The organism is Paenibacillus mesotrionivorans, assembly GCF_046098205.1.
Taxonomy (GTDB): domain Bacteria; phylum Bacillota; class Bacilli; order Paenibacillales; family NBRC-103111; genus Paenibacillus_AR; species Paenibacillus_AR mesotrionivorans.
In genome coordinates this window covers 58,799-78,940 of record NZ_JBJURJ010000028.1, presented here as the reverse complement: position 1 = coordinate 78,940, position 20,142 = coordinate 58,799, and the positions used below count along the sequence as shown (strand labels likewise).

At 53.9% G+C, this 20,142-nt stretch carries 19 protein-coding genes; 13 read left to right on the top strand and 6 right to left on the bottom strand.

The features are described from left to right. Positions 1-394 precede the first annotated feature (394 nt). Both ACI1P1_RS28855 and ACI1P1_RS28850 read right to left on the bottom strand, forming a co-directional pair. Positions 395-1,552 (bottom strand): iron-containing alcohol dehydrogenase, encoded by a 1,158-nt coding sequence (locus ACI1P1_RS28855; RefSeq protein WP_416220060.1) that lies wholly within the window; start codon positions 1,550-1,552, stop codon positions 395-397. Positions 1,553-1,717: 165 nt separating this feature from the next. Next, positions 1,718-3,007, bottom strand: coding sequence for a class II aldolase/adducin family protein (locus ACI1P1_RS28850; RefSeq protein WP_416220051.1), 1,290 nt, complete (start codon positions 3,005-3,007; stop codon positions 1,718-1,720). Positions 3,008-3,298: 291 nt separating this feature from the next. On the opposite strand from ACI1P1_RS28850, the gene ACI1P1_RS28845 reads away from it, so the two are divergent. The 5 genes from ACI1P1_RS28845 to ACI1P1_RS28825 all read left to right on the top strand — a co-directional run bounded on the left by ACI1P1_RS28845 (position 3,299) and on the right by ACI1P1_RS28825 (position 9,183). Continuing rightward, positions 3,299-4,474 (top strand): virulence factor, encoded by a 1,176-nt coding sequence (locus tag ACI1P1_RS28845; RefSeq protein ID WP_416220050.1) that lies wholly within the window; start codon positions 3,299-3,301, stop codon positions 4,472-4,474. Between the two features lie 175 nt (positions 4,475-4,649). Then, complete coding sequence (locus tag ACI1P1_RS28840; protein ID WP_416220049.1) at positions 4,650-5,810, top strand: endospore germination permease; 1,161 nt, start codon at positions 4,650-4,652, stop codon at positions 5,808-5,810. Then, positions 5,731-7,305 carry a spore germination protein gene (locus ACI1P1_RS28835; RefSeq protein WP_416220047.1) on the top strand — a complete coding sequence of 525 codons (1,575 nt, stop codon included), beginning with the start codon at positions 5,731-5,733 and terminating at the stop codon, positions 7,303-7,305. The genes ACI1P1_RS28840 and ACI1P1_RS28835 overlap by 80 nt, the downstream gene beginning before the upstream one ends. Continuing rightward, on the top strand, positions 7,302-8,465 hold the full coding sequence (locus tag ACI1P1_RS28830; protein WP_416220045.1) for a Ger(x)C family spore germination protein: 1,164 nt from the start codon (positions 7,302-7,304) through the stop codon (positions 8,463-8,465). The genes ACI1P1_RS28835 and ACI1P1_RS28830 overlap by 4 nt, the downstream gene beginning before the upstream one ends. A gap of 70 nt (positions 8,466-8,535) precedes the next feature. Further along, positions 8,536-9,183 (top strand): hypothetical protein, encoded by a 648-nt coding sequence (locus tag ACI1P1_RS28825; RefSeq protein WP_416220044.1) that lies wholly within the window; start codon positions 8,536-8,538, stop codon positions 9,181-9,183. A gap of 79 nt (positions 9,184-9,262) precedes the next feature. On the opposite strand, the gene ACI1P1_RS28820 is transcribed toward ACI1P1_RS28825, so the two are convergent. After that, positions 9,263-9,598, bottom strand: coding sequence for a DUF4870 domain-containing protein (locus ACI1P1_RS28820; RefSeq protein WP_416220043.1), 336 nt, complete (start codon positions 9,596-9,598; stop codon positions 9,263-9,265). A gap of 253 nt (positions 9,599-9,851) precedes the next feature. Then, positions 9,852-10,085, bottom strand: coding sequence for a hypothetical protein (locus tag ACI1P1_RS28815; protein ID WP_416220042.1), 234 nt, complete (start codon positions 10,083-10,085; stop codon positions 9,852-9,854). A gap of 257 nt (positions 10,086-10,342) precedes the next feature. Between ACI1P1_RS28815 and ACI1P1_RS28810 the strand changes: the two genes are divergently transcribed. The 5 genes from ACI1P1_RS28810 to ACI1P1_RS28790 all read left to right on the top strand — a co-directional run bounded on the left by ACI1P1_RS28810 (position 10,343) and on the right by ACI1P1_RS28790 (position 14,792). After that, positions 10,343-11,110: an alpha/beta fold hydrolase gene (locus tag ACI1P1_RS28810; protein ID WP_416220041.1), complete on the top strand. Its 768-nt coding sequence runs from the start codon at positions 10,343-10,345 to the stop codon at positions 11,108-11,110. A 20-nt stretch (positions 11,111-11,130) separates the two neighbouring features. Further along, positions 11,131-12,705, top strand: coding sequence for a UDP-N-acetylmuramoyl-tripeptide--D-alanyl-D-alanine ligase (locus ACI1P1_RS28805; RefSeq protein ID WP_416220040.1), 1,575 nt, complete (start codon positions 11,131-11,133; stop codon positions 12,703-12,705). Between the two features lie 16 nt (positions 12,706-12,721). Beyond that, positions 12,722-13,900 carry a D-alanine--D-alanine ligase family protein gene (locus ACI1P1_RS28800; protein WP_416220039.1) on the top strand — a complete coding sequence of 393 codons (1,179 nt, stop codon included), beginning with the start codon at positions 12,722-12,724 and terminating at the stop codon, positions 13,898-13,900. An 86-nt stretch (positions 13,901-13,986) separates the two neighbouring features. Next, the gene (locus tag ACI1P1_RS28795) at positions 13,987-14,175 is read left to right on the top strand and encodes a hypothetical protein (protein ID WP_416220038.1); all 189 of its coding nucleotides are present in this window, start codon (positions 13,987-13,989) and stop codon (positions 14,173-14,175) included. 137 nt (positions 14,176-14,312) lie between these two features. Beyond that, a complete protein-coding gene (locus ACI1P1_RS28790; RefSeq protein ID WP_416220037.1) occupies positions 14,313-14,792 on the top strand; it encodes a PilZ domain-containing protein in 480 nt (159 codons plus the stop codon). Here the strand turns inward: ACI1P1_RS28790 and pdxR are convergent. Then, the gene (pdxR, locus tag ACI1P1_RS28785) at positions 14,774-16,204 is read right to left on the bottom strand and encodes a MocR-like pyridoxine biosynthesis transcription factor PdxR (RefSeq protein ID WP_416220035.1); all 1,431 of its coding nucleotides are present in this window, start codon (positions 16,202-16,204) and stop codon (positions 14,774-14,776) included. The genes ACI1P1_RS28790 and pdxR overlap by 19 nt on opposite strands. A 128-nt stretch (positions 16,205-16,332) precedes the next feature. Here pdxR and hisC point away from each other — a divergent pair, with 128 nt between their 5' ends. Next, positions 16,333-17,406: a histidinol-phosphate transaminase gene (hisC, locus tag ACI1P1_RS28780; RefSeq protein WP_416220033.1), complete on the top strand. Its 1,074-nt coding sequence runs from the start codon at positions 16,333-16,335 to the stop codon at positions 17,404-17,406. 487 nt (positions 17,407-17,893) lie between these two features. On the opposite strand, the gene ACI1P1_RS28775 is transcribed toward hisC, so the two are convergent. Continuing rightward, on the bottom strand, positions 17,894-18,142 hold the full coding sequence (locus ACI1P1_RS28775; protein ID WP_416220032.1) for an HPr family phosphocarrier protein: 249 nt from the start codon (positions 18,140-18,142) through the stop codon (positions 17,894-17,896). Positions 18,143-18,404: 262 nt separating this feature from the next. On the opposite strand from ACI1P1_RS28775, the gene ACI1P1_RS28770 reads away from it, so the two are divergent. Together ACI1P1_RS28770 and rsmD are read left to right on the top strand one after the other, a co-directional pair. Continuing rightward, positions 18,405-19,061 carry a rhomboid family intramembrane serine protease gene (locus tag ACI1P1_RS28770; RefSeq protein ID WP_416220030.1) on the top strand — a complete coding sequence of 219 codons (657 nt, stop codon included), beginning with the start codon at positions 18,405-18,407 and terminating at the stop codon, positions 19,059-19,061. A gap of 338 nt (positions 19,062-19,399) precedes the next feature. Continuing rightward, positions 19,400-19,987, top strand: coding sequence for a 16S rRNA (guanine(966)-N(2))-methyltransferase RsmD (rsmD, locus tag ACI1P1_RS28765; RefSeq protein WP_416220028.1), 588 nt, complete (start codon positions 19,400-19,402; stop codon positions 19,985-19,987). Positions 19,988-20,142: the final 155 nt, after the last annotated feature.

Genomic DNA, 20,142 nt, shown 5'->3' with positions numbered 1-20,142 from the left:
CAGGTGACAACGTTCAAATTAACCCATATTTAGGAATATTGGATAATTCCATGTTAGGTTTGACGCATCGCTAGTGCTCCTGGGGCCGTTAGCGCCAACGCCAAACCCTGAAGTGCCCGAACCCCGAAGAGGCCAAACTCCGAAGTGCCCGAACCCCGAGGTGTCCAAACCCCGAAGCGCCCAGCCCCGAAGTGTCCAGACCCCGCAGCCCTGCGGTGTTGATCATCGCCCAGGCGGAATCCTAGGAATTCTGCTTCCAGTAGTATGCAGTCCAATGTCTGGAAATATGCGGCTGTGCGGACATAACAAAAATCCCCGCCGCGGGCTGCAATAGCAGCCGCAACAGGGATTCTCGCACCGGGTCCAATAAACTCCCGGGATATGGGCTTGGAACTTAACCGTTGTACGCCTTCAGATACAGGGCGATCATGTCTTCGGCAGTAACCGGCTTCGGGTTGCCGCCGGTACATACGTCGTTCATGGCTTGTGCTGCCAGCTTGGCGGCATCGTCCGGGTTGAAGGAGGTTTCCTTCAAGGAAGGAATGCCAACAGCCTTGGATAGCTTGCGTACCGCTTCCAGTGCCAGCTTGGCGGCTTCCAGCTCATTGGCTGCCTTGGAGGTGTCTTCGCCCATAGCTGCGGCGATCTCAGCGAACTTCTTCGGTGCGGAATCCAGGTTGAATTCCATGATGTACGGCAGCAGGATGGCATTGGCTACGCCGTGGGGCAGGTCATACTCGGAGCCCAGCTGGTGAGCCATGCTGTGCACGATGCCCAGGCCGCAGTTGGAGAAGGACAGGCCTGCTGTGAAGGAGCCCCAAGCCATTTCGGAGCGGGCTTCCACGTCGGCGCCATTGTTAACGGCTTTTTCCAGGGAGTTGGCGATGAACTTGATCGCTTGCAGAGCGATAGCATCGGACAGCGGGAAAGCGCCTGCAGTCACATACGCTTCAACAGCATGGGTCAAAGCGTCCATACCGGTAGCGGCAGTCAGGCCCTTGGGCTTCTTCACCATCAGCTCGGGATCGTTAACGGCAACGGTTGCCAGAGAGTTGGGGTCAACCATAACCATTTTGATTTTGCGGTGCTCGTCGGTGATCACGTAGTTCACGGTTACTTCGGATGCAGTACCGGCAGTGGTGTTGATGGCGATGATAGGAGCGGATTTGTTCTTGGACTTGCCGATGCCTTCATAATCCACAATGTTGCCGCCGTTGGTGGACAGGATACCGATGGCCTTCGCAGCATCCTGCGGGGAGCCGCCGCCCAGGGAGATGATAAAGTCGCAGCCGGCTTCCTTGTACAGGGCCAGACCGTCGTTTACGTTTTGGGTAGTCGGGTTGGGCTTCACATCATCATAAACTACATAAGTGATGCCGCTTGCATCCAGAACGTCGGTCACTTGCTTCACTACGCCGATTTGGTTCAATACCTTGTCGGTTACGAACAGAGCCTTGGTTTTGCCCAGGTTGATTACTTCCTGTCCGATTTCCTTCACACAGCCGGGTCCAATCAGGTTAATGGCGGGCCAATACAGTCTGCGAACAGCCAACATAGAGATCATCCTCCATAGAATAGGTTTAATTTAGCGTTTGCGAAAAAAATCACATACCAGACCAAAAACATGCTATCTTTACACACTGTCCTCCCCGCCAGGAACATCGTGGATGCAACCGGCAGGGTGGATAGCGCGACAGATACGTATTATTGTTGCAAATTACAGCAGGTTAAAGGCAACTTCCAGATCGTAGACTTGCTTCTCGTCGATGTGGACGATATCGCCCAGTACACCTGCAGAGATAATGGCTTGCGCGCTGAACTCACACACTTCCAGACGGTCAAATGCATTCAGCAAAGAGTTGCCTGTTGCGATGATGCAGTCGTTTTCGCAGATAACAATCGGCTTGTCCTTGGTGAATACTTCCGCTGTTTGTTTCGGTTCCAGGAACGCAGCGCCGAAAGGAAGGCGGGGAGTTCTGCGCAACAGGATGTAGCTCTCCGGAATGGTCCGGGAGTCGAAGCCTGCGCTGGTAACGGCAAAGGCCATGCTGTAGGGCGGGTGGGCAATGATCACCGACTGCACATGAGGCTGGGCCTTATAGATTTCTTGGTGCAAAGCGACTGCGCGGCTCGGGGTTTTACCAGCTTCCTTGGCGCCGTCCTTCACAACTACGAGATCGCCCGGTTCCAGATACTTGCGGTCCAGACCAAAAGGCGTAATGATGAAGGAACCGTCGGACAGCCGTTGGGAGAAGGAGCCTTGACCGCTGGTGAACAGGCCTTGGTCATAGGAACGTTGGATCAGGCGGCACATTTCGCGGCGGGCTTCCCGTTCCTCGGAGCTGAAGCGCTCCGGCTTATAGTCGGTCATTTCAAGCGGCTTGCGGCTCTTGGCCTGCTCCAGCTGCTCGTCGGTCAGGGATACCGGAGTACCGATGCGGCGGGCGTTGATCTCGATGCGGGCCATAAATTCAAGGGTTTCGAAGGACTTGAAGGCGTCGAACAGGTTCTTGCCGCCTACAACAACGCCGTGGTTCTCCAGCATAACGGAGTCATAGCCTTGTGCGAATACAGCCGCAACCTTGTCTGCCAGCTCTGCGCTGCCCGGCAGGCCGTATTCTGCGATTCTAACTTCGCCGACGAGGGCGTGGTCGAAGGGAAGCATGTGCATGTCAGGTGCCTTGCGCACGATGCTGAATGCAACCAGTGCGGGAGGGTGGGCATGAACAATGGCCTTCAGGTCGGGACGGGTGCGGAATACCATTTGGTGGAAAGGGAATTCGCTGGAGGGTTTGTGCTTGCCGACTACAGTGCCGTCAGCCTTCACGCAAACAATGTCTCCGCGGTTCAGGTTGCCTTTATCAATACTCGCAGGGGTGATCCAGATATCCCCGTTGTCGTCGAGGATGGACAGGTTGCCGCCTGACGTAGTGGTCATGCCGTAGCCGTAAATACGTTGGATCATCATGATAATCTGGTCGGCCGGGTGCAAATATTCGAATTGCATAAAACAAGCTCCTCCTTGGAAAACCGTAGTGTGTGAGCAGATGCGGGTTTTGAATATCTTTGATTCGCTCTAGATGCTTTTATTTTAAGCCAGTCCAGCCCAAAAATGAAGCCCCAATTTAGAGAAATTTGTGAAGAAATTTTGTTTTGTTTTTGTTTTTATTTTGAATGCAAGGGTTTTTGGGCGTTTTACCCTCATTCAGAGCGGAGTGCGGATCCAACCGGGGATCATTTTTAGGCTTTATTTAGTATGTGCTATAATGGCAGTGTGATGAGAGGAAGGGATGGATTCATGAAAATTGTCAAAATTGAACCGACTCCAAGCCCCAATTCCATGAAATTAACATTGGATACCCGGCTTAATCCGGGTGTACGGCTGGATGTCCAAAGGGGCCGGGATGACACGGCTCCTGCTTATATCCGTAAGCTCTTGGCAATTGAGGGTGTGACGGGGGTATTCCAAACAGCGGACTTTCTTGCCCTGGAGCGGCATCCCCGGGGTGATTGGGCAGCTATTCTGGCAGCAGCGGAAGCGGTGCTGGGAACGGCAGCCGGACAAGGCGCCTCATCCTCCTCCGGGATTCCAGGGGCACCCGGACAGCAGGAGAGCGGCTATGGCGAGCTGACTGTGCGGGTGCAGACCTTCAGGGGAATCCCCATGCAGGTCCGGGTCAGCACGGCCACGTCCGAAAAACGGGCGGCGCTGCCGGAGCGTTTTCAGATGGCGGCCACGGAAGCGGGTCTGGCCTCACCCAATCTGATTATGGAGCGGAAGCTGGAGGAGCGCGGTGTCCGGTACGGCGAGCTGGAGGAGGTTCTGAACCAGGTGGTCAGCGAGCTGGAGGCGGAATTCGGTCCGGAGCGGCTGGATGAGCTGGTGCGCCAGTCCGTTGCAGCCGGCCACGGTTACCAAATCCCGGAGAACGCCAAGGAGCCAGAGGCCCGCCAACTCCCCGCGGAAGAAGCCGAAGAGCTGGAGAGGCAGCTGGATGATCCCGACTGGCAGGTGCGTTACGCGGCCCTTTCCCGGATCAAGGCGGATTCCAACACGTTACCGCTCCTCAAAAAGGCGCTTTTGGACCGCAATATTTCCGTCCGCCGGCTTGCCGTGGTATTGGCCGGGGGCGTGGAGGGGGAGGAGCCTCTGATTTTGTTGATCAACGCCATGAAGGATTCCTCACCTGTAATTCGCAGAACAGCCGGAGACAGCATATCCGACAGAGGTGATCCTGCAGCCGTACCGGCAATGGAGGAGGCATTAACCGATCCCAGCAAGCTGGTGCGCTGGAGAGCAGCACGTTTCCTGTATGAAGCGGCAGGAAACTCATCGTTGGCCGCTTTGGAGAAGGCGAAGGAGGATACCGAATTCGAGATCCGGCTCCAGGTCCGCCTGGCTATTGAACGGATTACCAGCAATACCGAAGCCCAAGGCACCGTATGGCAGCAGATGATGCGGGAACGGCAGTAGATGACCAAGAGGGGCGCAGCCCTTTTTACGAGAGAGCTTCCGCGGTGCGGAGGCTTTTTTTGCGTTTTCAAAGAGTATGGCACGGCTTTTTTTGATAGGTTTTTGATATAAACATGCATACCCTGGCCCACCTTGGAGAAAAATGACATCAAAAGAAGGGCAAGGAGTGAAGCCGATGAAATCCCCCCTGCCTACTCTTCTACAGGGTGCCATGATTATGATGATGGCTGTGGGTATGACCAATCACGTCTTTATCATTCCGGCTTTACTCCGCACCTCCGGGCGGGATGCCTGGTTATGCATCATTTGCTCCGCTCCGGCCATGCTGCTGCTGCTGTTTACCATGCGTTTTATCGCCAATAAACTGGGAGACGAACCCTTGGACAGCTGGATTATCCGCCATGCAGGCCGTCCGGTATCGGTGGCATTCCGGCTGTTGTTCACGCTATATGCCGTGGTCAACATCTTCTCGACCATGTATGAAACTATGTTATGGACACGGATTAACTTCCTGCTGAACACGCCGATGGGAGTAACCAGCCTGTTTTTGATGCTGGTCTGCTACAGAGCCTCAAGCAAGGGGCTGCGGGCGATTGCCAATACGGCAGGAATTCTGCTGCCGCTGGTTTGCCTGTTCGGCTTTACCATTGCGTCCATCAATATCAAGTACAAGGACTATAACCAGCTGTTTCCAATGCTGGAGCATGGCATCTGGCCTGTAGTCAATGGAACGGTGTATGTGATGGCGGGATCCTTCGAGCTGCTGCTGTTTCTGCTGCTTCAATCCGGCCTGCGTAGCAAAATCAGTCTCAAAAGCCTGCTGATCCTGGGCTTCTGCATTCTGGGCATCACCTTCGGTCCCGTGATCGGCGCCATTGTGGAATTTAATCCGTATGAGGCAGTCCACCTGCGGTTTCCCGCTTATGAGGAATGGCGTTTGGCTACGGTGGGGAAATTTCTTTCCCAGACGGATTTCCTTTCCATTTTTCAATGGTTGGCCGGTTCTTTCCTGCGGATATGCCTCCTTTTGTATGTAACGGTTGAAATGTGGCAAATTAAAACCGATCGGAAGAAAAACACCACCCTGCTGTTCATTTGTGTGGTGCTGGTCTTAATCGGTTTGGCGCCCATCAGCGATGTATACATGCATCAAATTACGGTGGACTGGCTTTATCCGTCCAACCTGGCACTGCTGGCTCTGGCGGCAGCCGGTTTGGGGGTGATTGCCGCCAAGGCCGGAAGGAGGGGGGATTCCCGTGGACAATCTGGACAACAACGCCAGCGGCCGCGTCAACAGCAACGTCAACAGCAACGTCAACAGCCCGAACAGTCATGAGACCGGCTCAAACGGGGGAAACACCGTCTCCATGGAGGCGGCGGATGAAGCATTCTACTATGATTATTTTCGCCTGTGCGGCGATGTTACGCTGCATACCCTCCGGTACGGGAAGGAGCCCCGTTCCGCGCTGGTTCTAATTTATTGCGGCAGTATGGCGGATCAGAAGGAACTCTCCCAGTTCATCATCCCCCGCCTGGAGGGAATCGGGAACGAGCTTACTTCCGGAGAGTCCGGATATCTGGCCGATTTGACCGCACTGCCTCTGTCTCTCGTCAAGGATGAGGACGAGTGGCTGACCGTCACAACCCGTCTGGTTTTCAGCGGCCAGCTGATAGTGGTTCATCTCCGGCAGAATGCCGTGTATACCATGGATATTTCGGATATGCCCGGGCGCAAACCGGAGGAGTCCGCCATGGAACCCTCCATTAAGGGGCCGCGTGACGGCTTTATTGAAAATCTTGATACGAACATCGCACTGATCCGCAAACGTCTGCGTACCCGATCCTTCTGTGTGGAGCTGTTTAATAAAGGCAAACGGGGACAGACCAAGCTGGCGCTATTGTATATGCAGGATATTATCAACCCCGACATTCTGAAGGAAATCCGCGGACAAATTGAGCTTGTCGACCAGGATGCGGTTATCGGCACCTCCATGGTGGAGAGAATGGTCATCGGGCGGCGATTGAAGTCGTTGTTTCCAGTGGCGGACACAACGGGCCGGGCGGATTATGTGGCGGATTCCCTCCTGAACGGCCGCTTCGTGCTGATGTCCGACGGCTCTCCGATGGCAACCATTGCCCCGGCTACTTTGTTCAGCCTCTTGAAGTCCTCCGAGGACGCCAACATGCCCTTCCATATTGTCAGCATGCAGCGGGTGCTTCGTTATATCGGACTATTGATCTCTTTGTTTCTCCCCGGTTTTTTTGTGGGGCTGACCAGCTTCAATCTGGACCAGGTGCCGCTCCCTCTCCTGGCCACCATAGCCAATACCCGTCAGGGGCTTCCTATGCCCGTCGGGCTTGAAGCTTTCCTGATGCTGGTGATGTTCGATATCTTCGCGGAAGCGGGCAGGCGGCTGCCGCGGGCCATCGGCCAGACGGTCACCGTGGTGGGGGGCATTATTATCGGTGACGCATCCATCCGGGCGGGCATTACCTCCCCTACCGTTATTGTGATGATTTCGATTTCCATTATTGCCTCGTATACGCTGGTGGACCCCATCCTGAACGGAACAGTGGCCCAGCTCCGTTTTTTAATTTTGGGATGCGCCTCTTTTTTCGGACTGTTCGGTTTTATGATGGCGTTTTTGCTGCTGCTGGTCCACTTATCCTCGCTGGAGCATTTCGGGGTTCCGTATCTCTCGCCGGTAACCCCGTTTAATCCCAAGGATTTCCTGGCGGGCATCCTGATGAGGCCCAGTATGAACCGGGTCAAGAGGCCGGATGTCCTGGACCCGGTGGACCAAACCTCCGGATTGGACCGTAACCGGTGATCAATTTGGCCAAAGCGGCTGTAATCGCGGGGATGCTGCTGGTACTGCCGGGATGCTGGGATATGAGAGAGGCCCAGAATACCAACTTCATTACAGCCATTGGGGTAGATTATGCCCAGGATCATTATGTGGTCTATGCCCAACTGATCGACTTCACCAGCATTGCCAAGCGGGAAAGTGGTGATGCCCAGTCCAAAAGCGGCAGCAAGGCCATCTGGGTGGGAAAGGGCGAGGGGAAAAGTATGATGGCTGCGTTGAACCACATTTATGATTCCTCCCAGCAGCAAACCGTCTGGACCCATGTGAAGGCCGTGATTCTTTCGGAATCGGTGATGAAATCCAAGATGGATGAAGTATTCTCCAGCATTCTGCGTTCCCGGGAAATGAGATATACACCCTGGATTTACGGCACACGCGACTCCATGGAAGACCTTCTGTCCTCCATGACCCTGCTGAATCTGTCCGCCCAGACCACGGTTATGTTCGAACCAACCTCGATTTACCGGCAAAGCTCGGATGTGGAGCCGATCCACCTCCAGCGTTTGATGAATGGCATCCGGGAGCCGGCCTCAACAGTGTTGGTTCCGTCCATTACCAGCCAAAACAGGATATGGACCAATGCCGGAAAGCAGCCGCCCCTTTCCCGGACGGACGGATTATTCGTGGTCAGCAAAAATACGCTCCAGGGTTATGTGCCGGAATCCAAAATCCGCGGTACCCGTTTTGTAAAGTTCTACCGGGTCTTCCGGTATCCCATGACCGTCAATCTCCCCGATAGCGGAAATGTTCTCCTCCTAATCCGCAATCCCCGCACCTCTATGGACATTAACCCGGAGGGGGAGGAGCTGCAGGTGACCATCAATCTGATTACCCGCGCCAACATGATTGAGAAAAATACGGATGAAACCGTAAGCTTCCAGGACATTACCGAGGCTGGCATCCAAAAAATTAAAGATGAAATCAAGGCTTCTTTTGAGCAGGGCCAAAGGGAGAATATGGATTTGCTTGGGCTGGAGGAGGAGCTTTACCGGAAACAGAATGCGGTGTGGAAGGCTGCTCATGATTCCGGCGAACCGCTGCTTCCGCGTTTTAAGCTGAAGGAGGTACAGGTGAAGCTGGAAATTAATCACGCCAATACGTATACCTTCCGCCAGAAATGAGCTTTTCTTTTTCCTCCGAAAGTATGGTAAGATAAAAAGGATGGAATTGAAGGGGGGCTCCTTTTTTACAATGAGTGATAACGAGACGAATAAGTCGGCAGAGGAAGCGGCCAAGGAACAGCAGGAGATGGAACAGCAGGTCAAGGCCTGGTTTGAGCTGACTCGCAATATTCTTGCGGATGAATATAAGGATTATGAGGTGGACGGGCAGGTTGCCCTTCACCCGGGATTTGGCCATTTGTTTGCCTTCCGGCTCCAAAAGGACGGCAAATTCTATACCTGCGGCTTTATGCTGACAGAATTGATCCAAGTGTATAAGAATAATGCCAATCCGCCCCTGTGGCTGGCCTCCTTCTTCTATGATATGATCCAGGCCGGGGAGAGCCGCGGCTTCCCCAATCCGCCGGAAACCGATGATGAAGCTAATAAGGTGCTTCAGGAAGTAGTTCTGCCGCTGGTCATGAAGGGTGTGCAGGAAGAGTTTACCGAGGAAAATCAGGTGTATGTGGATCTCGAAGTGAATGAACAGCTGGGTCCCGTGCTGGAGCTGGGATTCCCGACCATTACCGATGGCCCCAATACCTGCGCGATTCCGCTGCAATATTTCATGACGATGTATCTGATGAACCGCGATCCTTCGGAGCATGCCGTCTTTTCACTGCATAAGCTCATGGAGGAAACCGCCAAAGCGAAGGCCGGGTCCGGCGCTGCGGAATAAATAAACACCAATACAGACAACCCAAACACCCCGCTCCCGTTCTCCGGATAGCGGGGTGCTGTGTCTCGCGCAGGCAGCGTCATTTGATAAGGGTATAAGCGCCGATAACCGGCAGCGGCTTGGCCTGGCCCTGGGCCGCGTTGATAATTCCAAGCACCATCAGAACGAATAATGCCAGGTTGACCAGCGGCAGCAAAAACCAGCCGATAAAAGGCAGTATCCCCAACACCACATTGCAGACGGCGAAGGCTAAAAACAGCGTCAATCCTTGATTGGCATGGTACATGGCAAACCGGGAATTTTTGGCCGCAATCAGCGGCACAAAAAACAGAATATAGGCAACGATTGCCATTCCCTTGTTGGCTTCAATGTCCGTCGGGTCGAATCCGTTATCCCGGGGAGGGTAGGGCTGCATGACCGATCACCTCATTTTTGAGTTTGGGGAGCCGATTATGTACATCACTGACTTGGACTACTGCCATGTATATAGAAAACTCCTCTAATATAGAACTTACCCGCAAGAAACGCAGGGAAAACACCCACCCGGCGGCTTCCGCAAAAAAAATACCGCATCACCTCACAGCCTTTGCCGCATATAAATAAAAACAGCCCCGTGTGAAGGGCTGTTCATAGGCGTTTTCGCAGCTCAGAGCAATATGCGTTTAATTCTAATAAAGAGACAGCGCCAGTGAGTCCCGCTCGTTGAAGCTGTGCAGAAATGCCTCGCTGCCGTCGATTTCTACACTGATCAGAGATTCGAGACATTTTTTGATGGTGGCTTTTCCATACATCACTTTAAGCTCCAGTGCGCTTACCAAGAGGTCGATGGCTTTTTTGGAGGATTTGCTGCTCTTGATGTATACGGGAATGACCTTGTTTTGGAATTGAATGAGCATTGGCATGCCGGATCACCTACCTGATTGGAATCTTTGATATCTATTATAAAAGAAAAAGATTAATTTCAGCTTAAAATAATCTTACTTTTTCATTGCGTGTTGTCACCCCTAAGCGATTCTGTTATGATGATTTGGTTGGCGAACCGGCTTGAATCGCAATAGTTTAATAGACAGGGGCCAATGCGTCTTCCCGTGAGGGGAATACTTTTGGCCTTTTTATGTATAATGGTTATGATGAAGAGAGCAAAGGATGCTGATGGGCGTTGAAAATAAAGATCGATGGGATCGATATCGCATATACGGATTCGGGAAGCGGGCAGGTAGTGCTGCTGCTTCACGGATGGGGAGCTAACAAGGAAAGCTTTTCCTTTGTGGCAGAGAGTTTAGATAAACATTTCAGAGTCATCTCCGTGGATTTCCCCGGCTTTGGCGCAAGCGGCGAACCTCCCGTTCCCTGGGGAGTGGAGGAATATTGCTCCTTCGTGGAAAAATTCAATGCGGCGCTGGCCATCCAAAACCCCATTATCATGGGCCATTCCCACGGCGGGCGGACTGCAATCCGCTATGCTTCACGGAATCCGGTGCATAAGCTGATCCTCCTGGATAGCGCAGGTCTTAAACCCAAACGTAAATCTTCCTATTATATCCGCGTTTATTCCTACAAGGCGGCGAAGCATCTGCTGAAGCTTCCCGGGCTTAGGCGCAAGCGTGAGCAGATTCTGGAGCGCTTCCGCAAATCCACAGGCTCCGACGACTACAAACAAGCCACACCGCTGATGCGCCAAACCCTGGTGAAGCTGGTGAACGAGGATCTGAAGGCGTATCTGCCGAAGATTCAGGCTCCCACCCTGCTCATCTGGGGCGAGCTGGACACGGCTACTCCTCTCGAACACGGCAAACTCATGGAGAAGCTGATCCCCAATGCAGGGCTGGTGACCATGAAGGGCGGCAGTCATTGGGTGTATGCCCAGCGCCCCCGGGAAACCCTGATTATTCTGAACAATTTTCTGGAGAGCGACAAGGATAAATAAACGAGGAGGAGCCTTTCCCCATGACTCTCACATTCGCGCTGCTGGCCGGGCTGGCCTGGCTGGGACACGCCGCTTTGCGCATCCGCCGGGGCATCCACATGCTGCAGCTCAACTCATACCGCAACTCCCGTTATTGGAACTGGAACAAGAACAATTGGAACGCCACACTGGCGGTTCGGGAATGGCTTCCGCTGGCAGCTGCAATTCCGGCGCTGTTCGGCTTTGAAGAGGCGGGTTTTATTGCGTTAACCGCCGTTTATATTCTGCTTATTCTGCTTCGTCCCAAGGAAAAGGATAAGAAGAAGCTGGTTTTCACCAACCGGGTGAAGCGTCTTGCCGCAACGGCAGCCGTACTGGCTGTGGCAGTGGGTGCGTTTGGATTGATTCCGGCGCTTAACGGCTTCACTTACGGTTTGTTGCTGCTCCCGCTTTTGACCTTGTTTCCTTTTGCAGCCGTAATAGCCGCCAACACCGTGAACGCTCCCATGGAGAAAGCTATCAGCAACAGCTATCTGAACGATGCTAAAAGGCTCATCCGCAGTATGGGGCAGCTGCAAGTCATCGGCATTACCGGCTCCTACGGCAAAACCAGCGTCAAGCACTTTTTACATACCGTTCTGTCCCAGCAATACAACGTTCTCATGACGCCGGAAAGCTTCAACACCCCTATGGGCATCACCCGTACGGTCAGAGAGCATTTGCGTCCAACCCATGAGATTTTTATTGCCGAAATGGGGGCGAAGCAGCTGGGCGATATCCGCGAGCTGTGTGAGCTGGCCCAGCCCAAATACGGGATCCTCACCTCTATCGGGCCCCAGCATCTGGAATCCTTCAAGACACTGGAGAATGTGCAGAGGACCAAATACGAGCTGCCGGAGTTTCTGCCGGCGGACGGCACCGCTTTTCTGAATGCGGATGACCCCAATGTGATGTCCTACCAGGCGAAGCTGGCCTGCAGAAGGATTACCTTCGGCTTCCGCAATCCCGAAGCGGATTACAGGGCTATTGATGTTACCGTATCCGTCAAGGGGACTGCCTTTACGGTTGTGGCCCCGTCTGGGGAGACGGCACGGGTGGAAACCCTTCTGTTGGGCGGACACAATGTGACCAATATTCTGGCCTGCATCGCCTGCGGGCATGTGCTGGGGGTGCAGCTGGATAAGCTTGCCAAGGGTGTCAAGCGGATCAAACCCGTGGAGCACCGGCTGGAGCTGCGCAAAAACGGCAGCATTACCATTATTGACGACAGCTTCAACTCTAACCCCGTGGGCTCCCGGAGCGCTCTGGAGGTGCTGAAGAAGATGGACGGCAAACGGATTCTGATTACCCCGGGTATGATTGAGCTGGGTGAGAAGGAATTCGAGCTGAACAAGGCCTTCGGCAGCTTCGCGGCGGAAGCGTGCGACTACATTATTCTGGTTGGCCCCAAACAAACGGCGCCCATCCAGCAGGGGCTCAAGGAGGCCGGTTACCCGCCAGAGCGGCTGACAGTGGTGCGTAATTTCACGGAAGCAATGACCGTGATGAGAGAGGTAGCGGAGCCGGGCAGCATCGTGCTTCTGGAGAATGATCTGCCTGACAACTATAATGAATAAACCGGAGGCATTTTCTATGAAAACCAGAGTTGGCGTATTATTCGGCGGCATGTCCGTGGAGCATGAGGTGTCGGTTATTTCCGGCCTGCAGGCCCTGCATGCTTTGGATACAGGCGCGTATGAAGGTGTGCCGATTTATATAACCAAACAAGGGGAATGGTACACAGGCCCGGAGCTGTCCTCCGTGGAGGAGTTCAAGGATGTGGCCGCCCTTAAGAAAAAAGCCAAGCGGGTGGTGCTGTTCACCGACGAAAACGGACGGCATCTGCTTTTGGACCCGAAGCCGGGTTTGTTCAAAACAAAGAACATTGTAGATGAAATTCATGTAGCGTTCCCCGTTACCCATGGCACTTACGGTGAAGACGGCGCCCTGCAGGGGTTTCTGGAAATGAACAAAATCCCGTATGTGGGCTGTGACGTGCTGTCCTCCGCCATCGGCATGGATAAGATTGCAGCCAAAACCATCCTCAAGGGAGCGGGGCTCCCCCAAACCGGCTACCTGTGGTTTTATTCCAAGGCCTGGGCGGATAACCGGGAGGAATGCCTGGCGCGGGTGGAAACCGAGCTGGGGTATCCCGTCATTGTGAAGCCGGCCAACCTGGGCTCCAGCGTAGGCGTGGAGCGGGCTATGAATGCGGATGAGCTGGAGCAGGCGGTTGATTTGGTGGTGAATTTTTCACACAAGGTCCTCATCGAGAAAATGGTGGATAATCTGAAGGAAGTCAATTGCTCCGTGCTGGGGGATTACGAAGAGGCACTGCCTTCTATTATTGAGGAAGTGGGCAAAACCAGCGAAATCCTGAGCTACGCGGATAAATATATGAATCAGGCCTCCAAGGGCATGAGCGGCTCCGCCCGGATCATTCCCGCCAACATTACGGAGGAAACCCGTGTGAAGGTACAGGATCTGGCGGTGAAAACCTTCCTGGAGCTTGGCGCCGGAGGTGTCTCACGGATTGACTTCCTGATCGATACGGCTACGGATGAAATCTATATTAATGAAATCAATACCATTCCCGGCTCCTTGTCCTTCTATCTGTGGGAGCCCAGCGGCAAAACCTTCACCGAGCTCACCTCCCGCCTAATCCAGCTGGCCCTGAAGCGGGCCCGTGAACGGGAGAATCTCACCTTCTCCATCGACACCAACCTGCTCTCCATGCATTCCAAGGGAGGCAAGCTGGGGACGAAGGGCTGATCCAAAAACCAGTTACATTCTTTTCCTTTTTGGGCGGTATACTATCCCTGGTGCTACTACAAAGCACATCCTAAAGGAGGGATTTTATGCCCAGGAATGAGGAAGAGGTTCTGGAAAACCTGAAAGTGGAGTTTGAATCCGCCAATGCGGCAACCTCCGCCAGTGTAGGCTTAACTGCCATGACGTCTGTGGCGGACGAGGCACGAAGGAAGGAATTGGCCGGTAACTCCGACCCGGATAACGGGGAATCCGGTATGCTGCATTCTCTTCAATAAAAGCAGGCCCGCTTGCGCACTTCTCCATGAAGCTGCCAAAAGCGGGCTTGATTATTCCTTGGACCTATATTACCCTGTTGTATAGGCGCAAAGGATCAGGACTTTATACATATCTGAGATAAGGAGCGGAGTGCTTGATGGCGACCCCGAACAAACGGCAATTCTACCGGCTGACCCTCCAAGTTCCGCTGGCGGCCAAATTCCGAATCATCGGCTTCAACAATACGCAGCTGCTCTCCAACAACGGAACCACCTATATAGCGGATATCAGCGCAGGCGGGATCAGGATGCACTCCCGACTGGATTTGCCCCTTCTGGAAAGTCTGCTGCTGGAGTTTGATATCGAGCTGTTCCACTCCAAGCTGAAGCTTCTGGGCTGTGTACTCCGGAAGCAGCTGCTGCCAAGCGGAATATATGAATATGGGGTGGAGTTTGTCCTGGATGATATGCTGCGGGAGCAGCTGTTAAGCCATATCCATATGCTGTCCATCCGGCTTAGGCATAACCAGGTGCTGGCCAGCTGCAGCTTCTGCAGCGAAGACGAATGGAAGGAATTTTATCAACATGAAAATGAAGAGAATCTAGAAAGACGCCCTATCTACGGAAGCCAGGCCTGAGCCAACAGACGCACACCTGTGTGGATGGCCTCCGTATCCAAACCGCCGAAGCCCAATAAAACGGAGCCTTCGGCTTTTTTGTGTACCGTCAGGGCATACGCCGATACCGGATACACTGTTATGCCGCAGCGGGCAGCCTTCCGGATCATATCTGCTTCCTCCCCGCCGGAGGACAGCTTCACCAGCACGTGCAGGCCGGAGCCTGCCCCGATCACCTGCAGCCGGTCTCCGAAGCTGTTGTGAAGCTCCCTCATCAGGACGGTATGTTTATGCTCGTAAACCACCCGCATCCGCCGCATATGGCGTTCCAGCTCCCCGTTCTCCATAAACAGCCGCAATGTCTCCTGAAAAAGCGGAGAAGCCAGCTGGTCATAGCTGTGCCCTCCTTGTTTGAAGCGTTTCACCAGCTCCCAGGGCAGAACCAGGTAGCTCAGCCTGAAGGAGGGAGTCAGCGCCCGGGAGAAGGTTCCCACATAGATCACCCGGCCGGACCGGTCCATACCTTGCAGAGACGGTACCGGTGCTCCTCCGTAGCGGAATTCGCCGTCATAATCATTCTCGATCAAATAACCGTTGCAGGACTCCGCCCATTGCAGCAGCTGAAGCCGTTTGGCGGCGGAGAGAATCATCCCGTAGGGAAATTGGTGGGATGGAGTCAAATAAACGGCTTGGGCCGGTGAAGCGGCTAGGGAGGAAAGAGAAACTCCGTCCGGCTCTAGGGGGAGCGGCACAAGGGAGCGGCCGGAATAGCCGAAGCGGCGGAAGAGGGCTTTGATCCCGGTATTGACCGATTCCTCGGAAGCCAGAATGTCCACTTCCCCCTCCAACAGCTGCAGCACAAGATCCAGAGAATGGTAGGTTCCCGCCCCTACGACGATTTGCTCTGGTTGGCAGCGTACGCCCCGGGTCTGGTGCAGGTAAGAGGCCAATTGCTCCCGCAGCCTCTGCTCCCCCTGGAGGTTTCCGTAGAGCAGGATGGGATTGGCTTCCGCCTGCAGGCTGCGGTTCAGGAAACGCCGCCACCGTACGGCGGGAAAAGCCTTTAAGTCCACAGCTGTGTAGCTGAAGTCCACCAGGGGAGGTGTTCCGAAGTCGTCGGCAGCTTCCGCATTTTTGGGCGGAACGGGGGATTGCGCCTCCATGGTTGATCCGGATATCCCCATGGAAGGCAGCTCCGCCGCGAAGAGTCCGGAGCGGGGTTTGCTGATCACGTAACCCTCCGCTTGCAGCTGGTCATAGGCAAGTGCAACCGGTGTCCGGCTTAAGCAAAGCCGCCGGCATAAGCTGCGGATGGACGGGAGACGCGCCCCCGCCGGAATCCGGCCCTGCAGCATATCCTCCCGGATGCTGCGGTACAGCTGCATGTACAACGCCTCGCCGGAAGTAAGGTCAAGCTTGGGGGTGATGTCCATCCGGGTATGCTCCTTTTTGGCTGACACTCTATATAATCTGTCACTCAGGAAATGCGAAATCTGTATATTTTCCGGATGACAACTTGCGGATACACTTAGCATAAACCAAATGGCAGGAGGTTGTCCAAATGAGCTTTGTGCTTCCCCATATCCGCAATTTGCCCCGGTATCAGACGGGAAAGGCTCCCCGTCCTGGGGAATCAGCGGTAAAGCTGAACCAGAATGAGAATCCGTATCCGCCCTCCCCCCGTGTGCGGGAGGCTCTGCTGTCGGCGGATCCGGCAGAGCTTCGGCTTTATCCCGGCGAAAGTGTGGAAGAGCTCCGGGCGGCCCTGGCAGCGATGCACAGGACGGTTCCCGGCCAGGTTTTCATCGGCAACGGCTCCAGCGAGGTGATTTCGCTGATTATGAAGGTGTTTGTGGGGGCGGGCGGCACTGTTTCCTTGCCTGACCCCACCTTTGGGCTGTATCAGACCGCCGCTTGGGCTCAGGGGGCGGAGGTATGCCGGGTTCCGCTGAACAGCAGGTATGAGGTGGATGTGGATAGGGTGGTGGCCAGTGGAGGCCAAGCGGCCATCCTGGTGAATCCCAATGCGCCTACGGGACTTTTGCTGGAGAGCGGACGTGTGGTGGAACTGGTGAGCCGGTTCCGGGGACTGGTTGTAATTGACGAAGCGTATACGGATTTTGCCCCGGCCGGCTCCTCGGCCATGGAGCTGGTGGAGAAACGCGCCAATCTGATTGTGCTCCGCACATTTTCCAAGGCGTACAGTTTATGCGGTGCGCGGGTTGGCTATTGTGTGGCGGCTCCGGAGCTTATCGCGGCCTTGAACAAGGGACGGGACATCTATAACGTGAATGCCCTAAGCGCACGTATGGCCTTGGCCTCACTCCAGGACAGAGACTACCTGCGGGAAACCGCCGCCAGGATCATCCGCACACGCGAGATGTATACCCGGCGGTTTGAAGGAGCGGGGTTTAGGGTGCTGCCCAGCTCCGCCAATTTTCTTTTGTGCAGGATGCCGGAGGAAGGGGGTGCGCAGGAAGCGCTGAGACTGTATGAAGGACTGTCGGATCAGGGGGTGTATGTGCGCTATTTTGATTACCCCCGACTGAGGGATAAGCTGCGCATCACAGTGGGAACCGACGGTGAGATGGAGCGGCTGTGGCAGGTGCTGGAGTCGCTGATGCAGCGGGTTTGATTGGTAGAGCTGCAGGATGCCGGGTGCGGATAGGGGCAGCGGTTTTGAGGGGTAGAGAGATGGGATGTCGGGTGCGGATAGGGGCAGCGTGTAGACGGGGCATATCGGATGGTGTATCGAGCGAGTGTTCGGATGGAGCACGGTTGGAGACGAAGGTATCGGATGAATTGCAGGACGTTTGCTGATTCGGCTTCGGGTGGGAGAACTGGAGTTGGCGCTCAAGGCGAGCATGTTTTTGTGTAGGGAGGAGAGGCTCTCGTCTATCCGGACCGTAGGTACGCTATTTGGCTGGTTTTCCTCCATTTTTATGTTTTACGGACACAGGATACGCTATTTGCTTTGGAAAGCGCTCATCCGGGTGATTTTGATGCGAATAACGGATCTCCTGTCTTTTACAATGAAAAAACACCGGTTTTCCGCGAAATAACGCCCCTGGAGTCCGCTGGGAATTCGCGCAAACAAAAAAAACTCCGCATAAGAGCGGAGTTCAGCAAGGCTCCATTAATCTACACATAAAATCCAACGCTTCCTCCTCATCCTTGCCCCGGGTCCGTATAGTTATGACGGAGCCCTTCTTCAGGGGAAAGGTCATCATGCCCAGCAGGCTTTTCACATCGATCACCAGATCCTGCCTTAAGAGCACAATGTCCGAATGGAAGCGGCCCGCATCCATACAAATATGCTTCAAATCATCAGGGGAGAAGTCACTGGCCAGTGTGATATCATGCACGCGCATACAAGTCCCTCCCAACGTTATTAACCCGATTTTAGCACCGGAGGCAAGGCTTTGAAAAGAGTGGCGGGCCTATAATTTTCGAATAAAATGAGGAGAGACAATGTGGGCTGTGCAGTACAAATGTATGCGTTTGCGAAAACAAGAATTGTCTGATGGTACAGACCAATAAATCAATAAAAAATGATGGGATAAATGAGGATATTATGCTACAATTTGGTCCAATATGGAAATTCATTTACGGGTGAAAGCGGGGCTTGCCTCAATGAACGCGTTATCCGGATATGCCGCCTTTTCCCACCGGACCAAAGTTACCAGTATCCTGATTTATCTCTGGGCTGTGATATTCATTTGTGATACGGTCGTTAATTTGGCGGTTTCTCCCATTACTATGAAATTGCTTGGGGGACTTGTTTTTGGTGGCTACGGTCCTGTGGCAGAATTCCTGTCACTGGATTATTACAGTTTGTCCCATTACGAATACTGGCGGTTGCTTACCTACGGGCTGGGCCATACGGGAATCCTTCATCTTTATTTCAATATTTGGGCAGTTCACTTCATAGGCAAACGTGTGGAGAAACAGGCAGGCGGGCGTTTGACCTTTAGTGTTCTCTTTGCAAGCTATCTAATCAACGGCTGTTTATTTGCCGGACTCTATAAACCGCTGATATCATTCTCACCCTCTGTAGGCACCTTTGCGCTTTTTGGAATGTGGCTGGTGTATCATGTTGCGAATAAGCATAGGACCAATCTTTCCGCACAGGAAAAATCCGCAATCATTATCCTGCTTGCTGTGAATCTGTTTGGAGTGGACGCTTTATTCGTGCACGCTGTGGGATTTGCAGTGGGGGCTGCGGCAGGTTTGCTGCATTCGGCGTTTATGAAAGGTCCCTCACAAAAAAATAGAGCGACACCGCAATAACGGCGCGCCCTCCGAGTCATACAAAACCCTTGTCCCGCAAGGGTTTTTGTGTGTATGAGCCAGAACAAGCGGGGCAATTGTTGCCAATCACCCCATCATGGGAGAGGAGAAACCGGACGAAGGGCTTATGAAGAAAAGTCGCATAATCCTTCACACGGTTAACCGGCATCCGGGGATGCCGATATCAATAGCATTGCCACTGCAGGAAATGTTATACAGGAGCGGCAAGAATATTTTTGGGAAAATGGATACGGATATGGTACGATAAGCAACGAAAGTGTGGCCATCTGCATGCGGCCGGGCACTTCAGTTTTCTCAAGAATAGGAGCAAAATAAAGATGAGAGTCATTTCGGGTACGGCCAAGGGCCGGCATCTGAAGGCTGTTCCCGGCATGGGAACCCGGCCCACCACGGATAAGGTGAAGGAAGCCATATTCAGCATGATCGGGCCTTATTTTGACGGGGGGATAGTCCTGGATCTGTTTGCCGGTACCGGCGGTTTGGGGATTGAGGCATTGAGTCGCGGGATGGACCGGGCTGTGTTTGTGGATATGGACAAAAAGAGCATCGACGTGGTCCGTGAGAATCTGGCGGCATGCCGGCTGGAGCAGGAGGCGGAGGTTTACCGCAATGAAGCGGAGCGTGCGCTGAAGGTGCTGGCCAAGAAGGAAAGCGAAAACCGCTTTGCGCTGGTATTTCTCGATCCTCCGTACCGTATGAAAACAGCGGACAAGCTGATGGGGGAGATGCATAGCCTCGGGCTGCTTGCTCCGGAGGCGGTGGTGCTGGTGGAGCATGCTTCGGATTTCCGTTATCCGGAGGCCTTCGGTCCGTTTGTATGCCGCAAGCTCGCCCTTTATGGGGAGACGGCCGTAGCGATTTATGATTATCAGCACGAGGATTTGCCGCAAGGAATGGAATCCTGAGTTTCGAATAACACGGCCCCTGCCGCAGGCCGGAGGATGTTATGGAACCCCGAAGCCGATTAAGGCGCTTGTAGGGAATTTCCGATATTCGATCATTGCTGGATGCCCCGTTATGAGGCCCCGGCACGATTACATAGAAACGCGGCTGAAAAAAG

Bases quoted from the DNA above. Each gene is read 5' to 3' on its own strand.
- ACI1P1_RS28815 (WP_416220042.1), bottom strand. From the start codon at position 10,085: ATGCCAATGCTCATTCAATTCCAAAACAAGGTCATTCCCGTATACATC.
- ACI1P1_RS28805 (WP_416220040.1), top strand. From the start codon at position 11,131: ATGACTCTCACATTCGCGCTGCTGGCCGGGCTGGCCTGGCTGGGACAC.
- ACI1P1_RS28850 (WP_416220051.1), bottom strand. From the start codon at position 3,007: ATGCAATTCGAATATTTGCACCCGGCCGACCAGATTATCATGATGATC.
- ACI1P1_RS28825 (WP_416220044.1), top strand. From the start codon at position 8,536: ATGAGTGATAACGAGACGAATAAGTCGGCAGAGGAAGCGGCCAAGGAA.
- ACI1P1_RS28770 (WP_416220030.1), top strand. From the start codon at position 18,405: ATGAACGCGTTATCCGGATATGCCGCCTTTTCCCACCGGACCAAAGTT.
- rsmD (WP_416220028.1), top strand. From the start codon at position 19,400: ATGAGAGTCATTTCGGGTACGGCCAAGGGCCGGCATCTGAAGGCTGTT.
- ACI1P1_RS28820 (WP_416220043.1), bottom strand. From the start codon at position 9,598: ATGCAGCCCTACCCTCCCCGGGATAACGGATTCGACCCGACGGACATT.
- ACI1P1_RS28790 (WP_416220037.1), top strand. From the start codon at position 14,313: ATGGCGACCCCGAACAAACGGCAATTCTACCGGCTGACCCTCCAAGTT.
- ACI1P1_RS28840 (WP_416220049.1), top strand. From the start codon at position 4,650: ATGAAATCCCCCCTGCCTACTCTTCTACAGGGTGCCATGATTATGATG.
- ACI1P1_RS28845 (WP_416220050.1), top strand. From the start codon at position 3,299: ATGAAAATTGTCAAAATTGAACCGACTCCAAGCCCCAATTCCATGAAA.
- hisC (WP_416220033.1), top strand. From the start codon at position 16,333: ATGAGCTTTGTGCTTCCCCATATCCGCAATTTGCCCCGGTATCAGACG.
- ACI1P1_RS28795 (WP_416220038.1), top strand. From the start codon at position 13,987: ATGCCCAGGAATGAGGAAGAGGTTCTGGAAAACCTGAAAGTGGAGTTT.
- pdxR (WP_416220035.1), bottom strand. From the start codon at position 16,204: ATGGACATCACCCCCAAGCTTGACCTTACTTCCGGCGAGGCGTTGTAC.
- ACI1P1_RS28800 (WP_416220039.1), top strand. From the start codon at position 12,722: ATGAAAACCAGAGTTGGCGTATTATTCGGCGGCATGTCCGTGGAGCAT.
- ACI1P1_RS28775 (WP_416220032.1), bottom strand. From the start codon at position 18,142: ATGCGCGTGCATGATATCACACTGGCCAGTGACTTCTCCCCTGATGAT.